The organism is Bartonella koehlerae C-29 (assembly GCF_000706625.1).
In the GTDB taxonomy this organism is placed as follows: Bacteria; Pseudomonadota; Alphaproteobacteria; order Rhizobiales; family Rhizobiaceae; genus Bartonella; species Bartonella koehlerae.
In genome coordinates, this window is sequence record NZ_KL407334.1 from 231,945 (window position 1) to 246,633 (window position 14,689).

The following is a 14,689-nucleotide window of genomic DNA, read 5'->3' on the forward strand; positions in this document are numbered from 1 at the left end:
CATCTTATTTTTTCTTGGAATGCTGAGGAAAATTTACCCCTCTATCGGCAGGACCATTGGAAAAACCAGGAAATGTAGGCCCACGCCCTGGAAGACCGGGTAATACATTTCCTCCATGACCACTTTCTATCTGCTTTTGAAATTTTGAAAGTTGCTTTGGATCAAACCCCGATAAATCAGGCAGAGCTCCAGATTCTCCACCCAAAGCTCCAATTCCCCCAAGCCCCATTTTAGATCCAAGTGCTCCAAACATTTTCCCCATTAAACCGCTTTTTCCCTTACCTCCTATGGCTTTCACCATATCCGCCATTTGACGATGCATCTTCAAAAGCTTATTAATATCAGCAGCACTTGTCCCAGAGCCTTTAGCGATTCGTTGTTTACGACTATGCTTCAACAGCTCTGGATTAGCGCGCTCTAAGGGCGTCATTGACGAAATAATAGCCAATTGACGATTAAATAAACTGTCATTAAGACCGGCAGCAGCAATTTGATCTTTTACCTTCCCCAAACCGGGCAACATTCCCATAATGCCCCCCATCCCACCAAGCTTTTTCATTTTTTGCAATTGATCTGCGAGATCATCAAGATCAAATTTTCCGGCTTGCATCTTTTTTGCAAAAGCAGCTGCATTCTCATGATCCATTGTTTCAGCAGCTTTTTCCACCAAAGAAACAACATCACCCATTCCAAGAATACGATCAGCAATACGAGTAGGATGAAATTCTTCTAAATCGTCTATTTTTTCCCCAATCCCGATTGCTTTTATCGGCCTCCCAGTCACAGCACGCATTGAAAGTGCTGCTCCACCGCGTCCATCACTATCCATACGTGTTAAAATAATTCCTGTAATTCCAACACGTTCATCAAAAGAACGTGCCAGATGGACAGCATCCTGACCAGTAAGACTATCAGCAACCAACATAATTTCATGAGGACGGGAACAAGCTTTAATTTCAGCCAATTCAAGCATCAAAGCTTCATCAATATGATTACGCCCTGCTGTATCAAGAAGCAGCACATCATAACCGCTGAGTTTAGCTGCCTGTAGCGCACGTCTTGCGATATCGACGGGAGACTGTCCTGCAATAATGGGCAAACTTGCAAGTTTTGCTTGTTCTCCTAATTGACGCAGTTGTTCCTGTGCTGCAGGACGGCGTGTATCTAACGATGCCATAAGAACTTTTTTATTGTGCTTATGGATTAAACGCTTTGCTAATTTTGCTGTTGTTGTTGTTTTTCCAGAACCTTGTAAACCAATCATCATGATAACAACAGGTGCTGGTGCATTGAGATCACTCAGAGTACCTTCATTTCCAAGCACATGAACCAATTCGTCATGAACAATCTTAACAACCATCTGTCCAGGTTTAATTGATTTAACAATTGCGGACCCAACAGCTTTTTCACGAACCCTATCAGTGAAAGAACGTGCGACATCAAGTGCAACATCGGCCTCTAATAAAGCGCGACGAATTTCGCGCAGTGCTGCTGCTACATCCTGATCCGACAAAGCACCACGTCCTGTCAAATGAGACAGGATAGAGCCAAGGCGCTCTTGTAAGGATTCAAACATTATTTACCTCATTGCTACATAACAAACAAACCAAAATGACATCCGAGAACGCATCGCGCCGTCGGATGTTGACCTCTGAGATCTCTTTATACCCTATACTGGGGTCTCAGTCGGTGGCTCCAAGTTAATTTTGTCACTGAAAGCTTGCCCTTTCAAACAATAAAACCCCCACTTTGTCAAGATTTATCATACAATACCTTTTGTACGAAACAAAAAGGCAGCAGACATTACTCCTCAAGATTCCCCACCTCAACACGCATAAAATGACCTGTTTCTTGTTCCATACTCCATAATTCACCGCTCGAGATATCAAACCAAACCCCGTGCAACGTCAAAATACCTTGGTCTTTACGCGCCTTTATCCAGGGAAATGTTTCTAAATTTTTCAACGAATAACGAATAGAAAGTCTCTCTAATGCGGTCTGCTGCTCTAAAGGGGGCAACAACTTGTTTTCAACAACTGTTTGTGCGGCTGGTGTTAAAAGACTTATCCATTGACCAATAAAATCATTTGAAGATAAAGACTTGCACGTTCCCTCAAGAGCAGTACTCACCCCCCCACAATGGGCATGACCAAAAACAACAATATGCTTCACCTCAAGCAATTGGACAGCGTATTCAATCGCTGCTGACGTTGCATGATACTGATTATCAGGAGAAAAAGGAGGAACCAAATTTGCCACGTTGCGCAGCGTAAAAATTTCACCTGGTTTAGCATCAAAAATCGTTTCTGGTACTGCCCGCGAATCACAACAAGCAATAACCAAAATTTCAGGTTTCTGACCCTCTATTGCCAATTGCTGATAACGTGCCGTTTTATACAAAAAATGATCTTTTATAAAAGACCGGTAACCACTTAAGAGTCTTTCTGGTAAATGCATCATTTGATATTCACTTTCATTTTATCTCTTTAAAAAAAAAAACAGACTACTAACATACAAAAGCACTAAATAATGTCCTTTCATCGAGCAAAATATTTCCATAAAACAGCAAATTATTACTGTAAATGAAAGAAACACCTTTATCCTCTCCTAATAAAGAACTATTCTCCTTAGAATGAAACTGTTACACTTTGAAGAAATAAAGAGCAACACTACAGAGAATGATAAAATGATCTGCTGCTGTGAAAGAAGAGATCCATAAGAGCAAAAAAGGGAAGAGTATTGTGTTAAAACAAAAAATATCAGAAACAAAAAATAACCAAGATGAAATAGAAAAAATCCTTTTTGCTCACACCGATAAAGAAGATATCGCCTGTTACGAAAGTACGGAACTCCAAAAAGCCACGCTCACCGCCATTGACGCTTTTAATCTTCATCAAGCAGGCAAAAGTATTATCTGTTTTGAACAAAATTTGACCCGTAAGAATAAACCTATAACTGTTATCACGCTGGTAAATGATAACAAACCTTTTCTTCTTGATTCTATCTTGAATATATTCAATCAGCACAAAAATCACATTTACTTGATTGCACATCCCGTCCTTGATTGTGGCTCGGGACAACGCATCAGTTTGATGCAAATCCATATTGAATCCTTAAATGAACAGCAGATACAAAAGCTCAAAGAAGAGATTGCCTTAATCCTTGAACAGGTCAATGCCGCTGTACAAGACTGGCAACCAATGCTTGAAGAAGTGAGAAAGCATATTCATGCCTATCAAACAAACCTGCCTGCACACTACAAACAAGAGGGTGAAAAAGCCATTGAATTTCTCAATTGGTTGATGGACGATAATTTCATCTTTCTTGGCATGCGCACTTATAACTTCATCAAAGACCAAGAACCCTCAAAAGCTTTTACACCCAGCAACCTTGAACTGGGCATTCTCACCGATGCTTCTATTCGTATTATTGGCGATGCAGGCGTGAAAGAACCTCCCCAAGAAATCCTGTCCTTTATGAAAAATGATAACCTACTTATTGTGACAAAAGCTAACAGCCGTTCAAAAATTCACCGTTCCGTTTGGCTCGATTATATCGGCCTTAAAATCTTTGATAAAAAAAACAAACTTTGTGGAGAATTACGCATTGTAGGGCTGTTCACTTCCTCAGCTTATACATGCTCTATTTTGCAAATCCCTTTCTTAAAAGAAAAAGCCAAAACTATCATCCAACGCCTTGGACATAATCGTGCCGACTATTCTGGCAAAGCACTCATCAGTGTTTTAGAAACCTATCCAAGAGATGAAATGTTTCGCTCTGACATTGACATATTGACAGAAAATGCCAAACTCATCATGCAATTAGATGAACGCCCACGTTTGCGCGTGCTTGCTCATACGGATCCTTTTGGGCGCTTTGTTTCGATACTCGTCTATATACCCCGTGATCAATACAGCAGCAACATTCGCGAAAAAGTTGGTGAATATTTTATTGAGCTCTATAATGGTGATTTTTTTGAGTCCTATCCGTTGTTTTTGGAAAGCACACTCACACGTGTCTATTACATTATCCATCGCAAAGGGAGTGAAAGTGCTCCTCTTATTGAGCGCACCAAACTTGAACAGCACGTACGTTCTATAGCACAAAGTTGGGAAGAGAGTGTTCAAACCATAGCTCTTACCCGCAAAATAACAGAACAACAAACGCGTTTAGCCAGCCAATTTCCCAACAGCTATCGTGACTTATTTTCCACTGAAGATGCCATTGAAGATGCTGGACATATTTTAAGTCTTCATGATAAAAAACCGCTTTTTGTCACATTTTATCATACCTACAATAAAGAAAAACAAAGTATTTCTCTCCGGCTCTTTCACCGCCACAAAGCACTAGCTCTTTCCAAACGCGTACCACTCCTTGAAAATATGGGGTTTAGGGTCATTGCTGAACAAACACTTGAATTACCAGATGGCAACGGACACTCTGTATATCTTCATAATATGCAACTAGAAAGCACCTTCCAATTTTGTATAGACTGCGAAAAAACCGGTCAAAAATACGCTGAAACATTCGAAGCAGTTTGGGCGCAAAACGCAGATAATGATGCTTTTAATGCATTAACCCAAACAGCAGAGCTTGATTGGCGCGAAATTGTCATTTTACGCCATTATGGGCGCTATCTCCAACAAGTTGGAATTCCTTATTCACAAGACCGGGTTGCCCAAACTTTAAACACCTATCCTGACATTACTCAAGACCTTTATGCTTTGTTTCATTTGAAATTTCATCAAAGCCATACAGAAAAAGAACGGGACAAAAACCAACGGGTCATTCAAAAACGTATTGAGGAAAAATTACAAAAAGTATCCGGTTTAGACGATGATCTTATCTTACGCCGTTATCGTAACCTTATCGATGCAAGTTTACGCACTAATGCCTTTACCCCTCTTGCCAATGGAGATCCACGGCGTATTTTAGCAACCAAGTTAGATCCACGCCAAATTGAGGACTTACCTGAACCGCGTCCTTATCGAGAAATTTTTGTGTACGGACCAGAAGTTGAAGGTGTGCATTTACGCTTTGGTCCTATCGCTCGTGGTGGAATCCGTTGGTCAGATCGTGCGCTAGATTACCGCACTGAAGTGCTTAACTTAGTCAAAGCTCAACAGGTTAAAAATGCGGTTATTGTTCCTGTCGGCGCCAAAGGGGGATTTTACCCTCATCGCCTTCCTCAAACGAATGACCGTGCCGTAATCATAGAAGCCGCACGTCAAGCTTATATTGACTTTATCACAGCTTTACTTTCCATCACCGACAATCTGATTAATGGTAAAAGAAGCACACCCAAAAATGTTATCTGTCATGATGATAATGACCCCTATTTTGTTGTCGCTGCCGACAAAGGTACCGCAACCTTTTCTGATACAGCCAATACCATCAGCCAAGAAAACCACTTTTGGCTTGATGATGCTTTTGCCTCTGGAGGGTCAGCAGGCTATGATCACAAAGACATCGGAATTACAGCTAAAGGTGCGTGGGAAGCAGTTAAAAGACATTTTCGAGAATCATTTAATCACGATATCCAAACAATCCCCTTTACCTGTATCGGGGTTGGCGATATGTCCGGTGATGTTTTCGGCAATGGAATGTTGCTTTCTAAACAAACCAAGCTTATCGCGGCCTTTGATCACCGCGATATCTTTATCGACCCAGATCCTAATATAGCTGAAAGCTATACAGAGCGTATGCGACTCTTTCAACTCCCTCGTTCTAGCTGGCAGGATTACGATCAAACAAAATTATCAAAGGGTGGTGGTATCTTCTCACGTACAGCAAAAACCATTACTCTATCACCCGAGGCAGCGAAAGCCATTGGCTTTGCAAAACAAACAGGAACACCCTTTGAAATTATCTCTGCACTTCTCAAAGCACCTGTTGATCTTTTATGGTTTGGCGGCATTGGTACTTATATCCGTGCAACAACAGAAACCGACGCACAAGTAGGAGACCGTGCGAATGATGCACTACGAATCACCGGTGAACAAGTGCGTGCAAAAGTTATTGGTGAGGGCGCTAATCTTGGCGTTACACAACGTGGTCGAATTGAATATGTGTTAAATGGTGGACGATGCAATACGGATGCCATTGATAATTCCGCAGGCGTTAATTGTTCAGATGTTGAGGTGAATATCAAAATTGTTCTGGCATCAGCACTTCGTGCAAAAACGCTTACCCGCGAAACACGCGATGAACTCTTGAAAAAAATGACTCCCCAAGTTGAGAAGTTAGTCCTGCGTAACAATTATTTGCAAACACTTGCTCTTTCCTTGGCTGAAAGTCAAAGCACTACGGATTTACCTTATCAAATACGCTTTATGCATGATTTGGAACAGAAAAAGCTTCTGGATCGTAGAGTTGAAATTCTTCCTGATGAGCAAATTTTACATCAAAGGATAAGTCAAGGACAAGGACTTATTCGTCCAGAACTCGCTGTTCTTTTGGCTTATGCTAAGCTAACCCTACAAGAAGAAATCGCCCACAGCCCCATCGTTGATGATCGTTATTTTGATACAATTTTGTTGGACTATTTCCCAACTCAAATTCAAACAAGCTTTGAGAAAGAAATCATTCATCATCAGTTGCGTCGTAATATTATTGCAACACTGATTGCCAACGATATTGTAAATCGAGGAGGATCGACCTTTGTTAATCGCCTACAAGATGCAACAGAACAAAAAATAGAAAATATTATTCGTGTTTTCATCGTACTCCGTGATGGTTTTGACATTCCTCAATTGTCTAACCAAATTGATAAACTTGATAATAAGTTACCCGGTCTTATTCAAAACAAGCTCTACGCGGCAATAACCTCCATGCTTTTTGAAGCAACCAATTGGGGCTTACGCAATATGGACCTCTCTGTTTCCTTAGAAGAACTTATAAAAACAATGAAGCAAGCCCGGGAGATTATTGAAAAACAGCTTATAAATTTAAAAGATAAAGATATTAATCAAAAAGTTCATGAGAAAACAATACAATATAGCAAAGAGGGAGCACCAGAAGCTTTAGCAAAACAATTGGCTCTCTTGGAAGCTGCTTCAATAATTTGTGATATTTCTTTAATTGCCAAACAAAGCAACAGCGATCTTATTAAAACTGCAGAGATATATTTCTCACTTGCTCAAATCATTCGCACAAACCGCATTCATGAAGCGAGTCAAACAATTCCTGTGCTTGATTATTATGATAATATGGCCTTAAACCAAACTAAAGCAAATATTACCGAAAGTTTACGGCAAATTGTTATGAAAATCCTAAAAAACTATGGAGAAAAAGACAATCCGTTCGCAACCTGGAGCACAACAGAAAAGGATCATATTGACAATGTAACAAATCGCATTAGTCCCCTCATTGAAAGTGATCTCAACATTTCTCGTTTTATCTTTGTAGCAGGATTGATTTCACAACTTCAAAATACTGCTTTTCAAATTTAAAGTGGTGCAAGACGGCCAAGTTTAAAAAAACCCAGTTTTGCCCACCCATGGCTAATCAACAAGGGAAGAACGGGGTTGCCATCTGCATTTTTAGGCATAGCGCCCAAAATAAAAAATAACGCTTGAAGATTGTTGGCATGGAGGGGAAACAAACGCTGCATAGTCGTCAAAAGCTCTGTGTGCTGAATAAAGGCAAGTTCAAATTCTGCTGTCAAATATCCTTCATCATCAATGGAAAAAGGTCCACTTATACGCAGCGTACCACCTGTATGAAAAATCAATTCAGCGTGCTTTAAAAGACCACTTTTCCCATACAAACGATGTTTCCAATTGTCTTCACCATTTGTATCAAACAGACTGGACACATCATTGAGAATCCATTTTAAATTGCCATCAATTTTTGGAAAATTAATAAATTCAGGTGTAATAAACACAGAAGCATCAAAAGCATCGAAAGTAATATGCCCTGATAAATTATTTTTCTCGTTCTTAAGATCAAGCCGCACAAATTCAGCAGTTATTTTTGGGGGCACCTTTTTTTGTTCTAACAGATGCACAATTGTATCATCAGTATTTTCTAAAAATGTCTGACTTTCAATACTTTCTTGCATAACATTTTTATCTACTGTCTGTGATTGCGGTGCTTCGTGAAATTTCTGATCTCTAAGGGACGATGCAACGGGAAAAATTTCAAGCCCTTCAGCCATAAGCTTAAATGTCTTACCAGCTCCCCCCCAATAAGGATCTGTCCCAATCACCAAATTATGCCAACGTGACATTATGGGATTTTTTCCAAATAAAACAAATGATGCAGGAGAATGAACTTCTACCTCTATCCAATGAGGTACATAAATTGGTGCACTAATGGTTAAATGTGCAGTTGATAAAGAAAAACCGTACAACGGCCAAGCAAATTGAAATTGATCACAAACAACACCGATCCGTAAAGGATAACCATTCTTGCGCATACGTTCGCATATAGCCATCATGTCACGAGCAGATACTCTTGCAAGAACACTGGAAAGACGCTCTTCTATTTTACGTGAAAAAAAAACCAGACTGAACTATAAATGAGTATCAGAACAAGACAAAACATTCCACAAAGTAAACGGCTCAAAAAAAGATTTTTCCGGAATAATGTCAATTGAGAGAATGTAAACAAAATGAAAACTCCCCTTATTTCATGATAACAATCGATATAGTCATACTTCTTAACATTCACACGCACGCCGTTGACACACAAAAAATCTGTTGTAATGCATTTTCAAACCATTGGCTCAAAGCTTGATCATAGATTAAACGACCTTTCAAATGTACTGAAGCGGGCTGAGCACCTTTTTCAGTTAATTTTTGTGTTGAACGCACAACCAAACGCCGCATCATGGCCCGTGTGAATTCAATATGAAATTGCAAGCCCCATGCATTATGTCCATAACGGAAGGCTTGTGTAGGATATGTATGACCTGTTGTCAAAAGCATTGTCTCTTGAGGTAAATCATAAATACATTCATCATGAAAATGATAGACTATTTCTGGCCAATTCATCAATGCCTTGCCCTGTGAAGTTGCTGCTTCCAGCGGATACCAACCAACCTCAACAGTTTCATCATTTCTTGTACAAACACACCCCCTTAGATTTCGTGCTAACATTTGCGCTCCAAGACAAATACACCAAAAAGGTTTATTCTCTTTCAACACCAAAGAAATCCAATCAATTTGCTCATCGATATAGGCTTTCTTGTCATTCACACTCATTAGCCCCCTAAAATGACGACACCGACATAATGCTTAACGTATTGGGAAGTTTCTGCCCTAAAATAGGACAGTAAATATCAAGAACAAAATCACTTTGATGCAAAAATTTTCCCAAACTACCAGTATAGATAGATTGGCGATGAATAATGACGGCAATCCTTAGTCTGCTATTTCTTTGCTTTTTACCAGGACATCTTTGCATCACAAACACGTGTCTCAACCAATCACTTCTGCAGCTATATAAAACTTCATTTTTGAAGCACTAGAGAATAATTTCAATACAGAATATTCACTGTAGCACCTTTTTAAAATAACCGAAATTTCTTTTTCGACAAAAACGCATCCTCATCTATTTTAACTCCTGGATCATCAACATTTAAGCGGATTGGATTAGATTCCCCTGTATCTTGTTTATTTGTCTGTGCATGATGCAAAAGATCAACTTTTACAGAGGGAGATTCTTCTAGCATGTCACCTTCAACAACAGCATTTTTATCCACGCTATCTTCTTGGTCTTTTTTTGTCAGCATAAGAGTATCAGCCTCTAATGTGAGAGGAGGCATAGAGGGAGGCGCTCTCCATTCAAAGCAACCCAAACGTCGACTTATTGGAGAAACAACTGCCCAAGAAGAAAAAATAGCACCGTCACACATCCACACTGGATCACGTTCAGCACGCAGTGCCAAAGAAAGCCATTGCCGCACTGCAGCCTGATTATTACCCTGTGCTTCTTCAATATCTGCTAGCAATAAATAAACACTTTCCCTCTTATGATACTGAAGTGCTTTTTGTGCCTGTTCTCTGGCTAATACCCCTTCACCGGCATCAAGAGCAGCTTTAGCAATGAGAAAAGTAGATTCAAATGTGTCTTTATTATGAGAAGCAAGCGTCCTAGCTTTTTTCAAGCGCCCAACAGCTCCTTCTTCTCTTTCAAGATAAAGGGCTCCTAAATCAGGATGAGGCTCTTTTTGCCAAGCTGCAACAATCATTTTATCAGCTTTGCGTATTTCATTTAATTTATAAAGAATATCAGCGGCAATCACTGTTATAGGTGTAAAATCAGGCACGAGTTTATGTGCTTTCAAAATAGCCTTACGAGCATCTACAAGGTGCGTCCTCGACAAATGAAGAGCCTGCCCACTAAGTAGCAAAGCCTGTAGATGTTGACGCTCTGGAGTTGAACGGACAGAACGCGGTAAAGTTTTTTGCGCTTGTTCAAAAACATCAAGCGCTTTATCCCAGCTTCCCCCTGCGCTCAACCGATCAAGCACCGCTTGATGCGCCCACAAAAGTGCTGGTGATAAAGTCTGTGCTTCTTGTGCATATTGTTGTGCTGCTTCATAAGCATTAGTTTTCATAGCTTCACGAAATAAGCCGTAAAGTCCAGCCAACTTTGTCTGTTTTTCCTTTCTCATTTTCTCATAAATATTAATGGCGCGAGCAGAATTATTCTGCAAAGATAAAATTTGTGCTTGTAAAAGCTTAACCAATGGCTCACGATTTCCTGCAAGATATTTTTCAACACGTGTCTGCATTTTTTGCGCCTCAACAGTATCGCCAGCAAAAACTGCAAGAAAGCCCTGTGAAAGAGCTTCATAACCGTACTTTTGACGACGTTTATAAAAATAATTAGAGAGGGCGTGAGGTACAGAAAAAAGCCACCATAAAAGCACCAAAATTCCAAGAAATAAAAGAAATACACTTAAAGTTGTCAACAATGAAACGGAAAATCGAAAGTTCGCAACCGTTATGACAAGGGTATCATTGTAATTAGCAATCCACCCAAAAGCTGAGCCGAACAGACATATAACAAAAGTATAAATCAGAATACGTATCATTTTCAGCCTATTTACATCTTTGTTGCCTTAAAAGATCCTTGTTGTGCAGACAACAATAACTTCTGAAGAAGGTTATGGACAGCAACATATCTTTCAAGTTGGTGAACAAAGTTTACTGAAACATCTTTTGCATTTTGGGGCAACGTTTGCCATTCACTCAAAGCCCTTTCGTAATCACCTGTTTGAATGGCAACCTCCATCCGCGCAGCAATTGCTTCCAATGTCATACCTTCAACATTTCCAATCGGTCGCAAAATAATCAGAGCTTTTATCCATGCCAAAATCCGTTCAAAAAAACCAGCATCTGACGCAACAATCTTTTGCGTTGCAACAATTGCGTCGGCAACATTGGCAAAATCAGCTGCAAGCTGAGCTGAACTAGGAAACCCTATAGAGGCTGTTTTTTGTAACAGATCAAGCCCCTCAATCGAAGGCGATAATTGTTGTAATATTTTTAATTCGTTGACATAAGATCCGCCACGCTCTACGGCATTTTTCAGCGAATTAATCGCAACAAACAACGCCGTATTTATTTTTTCTTTCCCATCATTTTTAACAACAATTTCTTGCTGCATAGTTTCTAAACGTTTCTTTAACGCCGCAAGAGCATTTGCATTACTCTGCCCAACTAATATAGCAGCTTTCATATCTTTTGAGACGCCAACTAAAGTGAGTACATACTCTTCAAGATCTCTTACTTTTTCCTCTAAAGTCGCAAAAGCTTTTCTGCTTTCTTCTTGCGATGCTTCATCACTTTGAAATGTTCCAAGCTGACGTGATAAAAAAGAAGAAAATTCTGCTTTCAAACTATCGATTTCTTGACGCACATGATTCAATTGTCTTATTGTCTCTTCACTGTGACTTTTTGCGATTTCAGCAATCTGCAAAGCATTTTCCTCTCCAATATGATTGCCCAGCAAAGAAGACGAAAACATACCTGCCCATTGAAGACCCATAAAAAGACCTAAAGCGATAAGACCACCGAAAATTCCTGAAATTGGCAAGAAAAGCCATATCATACCCGATATGGATTTATTCTGTGTGGTTTGCTTCTCTACTTTAAGCGTTTCTAATGTACCTGCTTCTACAGAATTTTGTGTTTTTTGCTCTGAATCACAGCTTAAAATATTCTGTTCAATCATAGGTTTCTTATGGCGAACACCAGTGTGACGGGGTTTAACTTTTGGTTTTGAAGAATCTGCCATTTCAATCACTTTTTTAGTACTTTTTAAAAATAAAATAACAAAATGAAAAAATATTTAAAAATGAAACGTTTCTCAAACAACATAATTTATTTTACACTCTATTTTATCAAGAATATTTCTTTATAAAATTTTTCAAAAATGCATACTTTTTTAAAGTACTTATAATTGTATAGCCTAATAAACAAGCTTTTTAAAAAGACGTCAGCATTTTATACTAAAAAACGCAGCTTCATTTTTAATCAATAGAGCAATTATATTCAGAAAAAATGCTAAAACACATTTTTTCTGAGAGAAATTAATTTTTAAGGGAAGCTCTTTGCATCTTTGCCTGTCCGTGCTACCCACATATGAAAGAAGCTTATACACAAGGTTTTGTCTGAAATGCGTCTGTTAGGAATAGAAACAAGTTGCGATGAAACTGCTACTGCTGTTATTGAACACACTATTGGAGAAAAATATCAAATTCTTTCCAATATTGTTTGGAGCCAAACAGATCATCATGCACCTTACGGCGGTGTCGTTCCTGAAATTGCTGCTCGTGCCCATGTTGAAATTCTTGATGATTTGATTCTGAAAGCCCTGAGAAATGCTCATACAAAACTGAAAGACATTGATGCCATTGCAGTAACAAGTGGTCCTGGCTTGGTAGGAGGACTTTTAGTAGGTGTTATGAGTGCCAAAGCACTGTCTCTTGCCACTGGAAAACCTTTTATTGGCGTCAATCATCTGGAAGGCCATGCTTTAACAGCAGTGCTAACGCATAATGTTCATTTTCCCTATTTATTGCTGTTAGTTTCAGGTGGACATACACAAACAATCCTTGTTCATGGAGTAGGAAATTACCAGCGTTTAGGAACCACCATTGACGATGCATTAGGAGAAGCTTTTGATAAAACAGCAAAACTTTTAAGCCTTCCCTACCCTGGCGGTCCAGCAATTGAAAAAGCGGCTTTATTGGGCAATAAAAACCGTATTCCTCTTCCAAGACCTTTAAAAGGTGAAAAACGATTAGATTTTTCTTTTTCCGGTCTTAAAACCGCTGTTCGACAAGCAGCAACAGCTATCTCCCCTCTTACAGAAAGCGATATTGCTGACATTGCGGCAAGTTTTCAAGCAGCAGTTACCGATACAGTATATGATCGGGTTCATTTAGCTCTGCAACACTTTACCCAGCAATATCCTCTTTCTCGTCATCAAGGACCGCGTCCTCCTGCTTTAGTTGTTGCGGGAGGAGTAGCAGCCAATCAAGCCATTCGATTAACACTGCAAGAACTTGCTGATCAACAGGGTTTTGAATTTATAGCTCCTCCTCTTTCCTTGTGCACCGACAATGCTGCAATGATTGCTTTTGCTGGTGCCCAAAGACTAGCACGAGGAGAAAAAAGCTCCTTTGATACTGCTCCTCGCTCCCGCTGGCCATTGGATGAAAAATCCGCTCCCTTAATTGGAACAGGACGACGTGGAACAAAAGCATAAGAAAACAAATCAACCCCTTCTATTCACAGAGAATAAAATGAACTCTCATCATTTGGCATCTTATCTGTTACACTTATCACCATTTCTCGAAATTTAGGCAATTAATCTCTTGCCAAATTTTCCTCCCATTCAATAAGATCATATTGATTAAACTTTCTAGACAAAAACTGGAAGAATAACTCAAATTGCACATGCTTAGCAATTGACCTTAAGCCCACTGCCATAAAAAACCTTATAGCTTTTGCTAACAGCAAACAAAGTCAAAGCATCTTCATATATCCTATAAGAATATAGAGATCTTTTGCGCCTCACCCTCCAAGCCAGAGAACAATGAAAGTAGAAACCTGCACACCCATAAAAAAAGCCTTCTTATCCAATTACGAGAAGAGGATATCTAAAATGTTTACATTTATTGCGAAAATCTTCAGTAAGACAACGTGCATCGTAAAATGTTCACCATAATTCTGCACTGTTTGTCTGTTTGGATGGAAAGAAAGACAGGAATGCTGTTTTTCTTCCTCATCCCTTCTACTTATGTCTCCGCACATCACCTTTCTGAGCAAGAGTTTTTGTATTTTCTTCTCTCTTCAAAAAAAGCTGAAATTCTTGGTCTTGGATAATATCATTGTAGTCTCTACAGTAAGGAAAACAGAAAGTTTAACTAAAGGCATTTCACTAAAGCATAACACTTGAAAATCAAATTTTAGCATACCTTCTTGCCAAGGCTTTACTCTCATACTGAAAAGTCTATAGCCAACCATAGAAATGATCACGGACAACAAAGACATCGCCCCTCTCAAGCTTCACCACTATACCCCATAGTCTTTAAACAAGAGCTTTCAAAACTTGATGCCAACTGCCATGAACGGACATATTGATAATACACTACCTTTCTGAAGTAAAAAGAAAACTCTCATCTTTGAGTCCTAACTTTAAAACAAAATGAACGTCTTCAATAAAAGAA

General features: G+C 39.3%; 7 protein-coding genes and 1 pseudogene. 2 read left to right on the top strand and 6 right to left on the bottom strand.

Features of this window, described 5'->3' with window-relative positions:
- Positions 1–4: 4 nt before the first annotated feature.
- Both ffh and O9A_RS01110 read right to left on the bottom strand, forming a co-directional pair.
- Complete coding sequence (ffh, locus tag O9A_RS01105; protein ID WP_034457948.1) at positions 5–1,576, bottom strand: signal recognition particle protein; 1,572 nt, start codon at positions 1,574–1,576, stop codon at positions 5–7.
- A gap of 227 nt (positions 1,577–1,803) precedes the next feature.
- A complete protein-coding gene (locus tag O9A_RS01110) occupies positions 1,804–2,460 on the bottom strand; it encodes a carbonic anhydrase (protein ID WP_034457949.1) in 657 nt (218 codons plus the stop codon).
- A 281-nt stretch (positions 2,461–2,741) separates the two neighbouring features.
- Here O9A_RS01110 and O9A_RS01115 point away from each other — a divergent pair, with 281 nt between their 5' ends.
- The gene (locus O9A_RS01115; protein WP_034457952.1) at positions 2,742–7,451 is read left to right on the top strand and encodes an NAD-glutamate dehydrogenase; all 4,710 of its coding nucleotides are present in this window, start codon (positions 2,742–2,744) and stop codon (positions 7,449–7,451) included.
- Here O9A_RS01115 and O9A_RS01120 read toward each other — a convergent pair.
- The 4 genes and pseudogenes from O9A_RS01120 to O9A_RS01135 all read right to left on the bottom strand — a co-directional run bounded on the left by O9A_RS01120 (position 7,448) and on the right by O9A_RS01135 (position 12,249).
- The gene (locus O9A_RS01120) at positions 7,448–8,509 is read right to left on the bottom strand and encodes a DUF2125 domain-containing protein (RefSeq protein WP_051665526.1); all 1,062 of its coding nucleotides are present in this window, start codon (positions 8,507–8,509) and stop codon (positions 7,448–7,450) included. The two genes, O9A_RS01115 and O9A_RS01120, sit on opposite strands and share 4 nt — an antisense overlap.
- Positions 8,510–8,669: 160 nt before the next feature.
- Positions 8,670–9,417 (bottom strand): annotated as a pseudogene (locus O9A_RS01125) (glutamine amidotransferase-related protein).
- Between the two features lie 94 nt (positions 9,418–9,511).
- Positions 9,512–11,044, bottom strand: coding sequence for a heme biosynthesis protein HemY (locus O9A_RS01130; RefSeq protein ID WP_034457956.1), 1,533 nt, complete (start codon positions 11,042–11,044; stop codon positions 9,512–9,514).
- Between the two features lie 11 nt (positions 11,045–11,055).
- Positions 11,056–12,249: a COG4223 family protein gene (locus O9A_RS01135; RefSeq protein ID WP_034457958.1), complete on the bottom strand. Its 1,194-nt coding sequence runs from the start codon at positions 12,247–12,249 to the stop codon at positions 11,056–11,058.
- 381 nt (positions 12,250–12,630) lie between these two features.
- On the opposite strand from O9A_RS01135, the gene tsaD reads away from it, so the two are divergent.
- Positions 12,631–13,725: a tRNA (adenosine(37)-N6)-threonylcarbamoyltransferase complex transferase subunit TsaD gene (gene tsaD, locus O9A_RS01140; protein WP_034457961.1), complete on the top strand. Its 1,095-nt coding sequence runs from the start codon at positions 12,631–12,633 to the stop codon at positions 13,723–13,725.
- Positions 13,726–14,689: the final 964 nt, after the last annotated feature.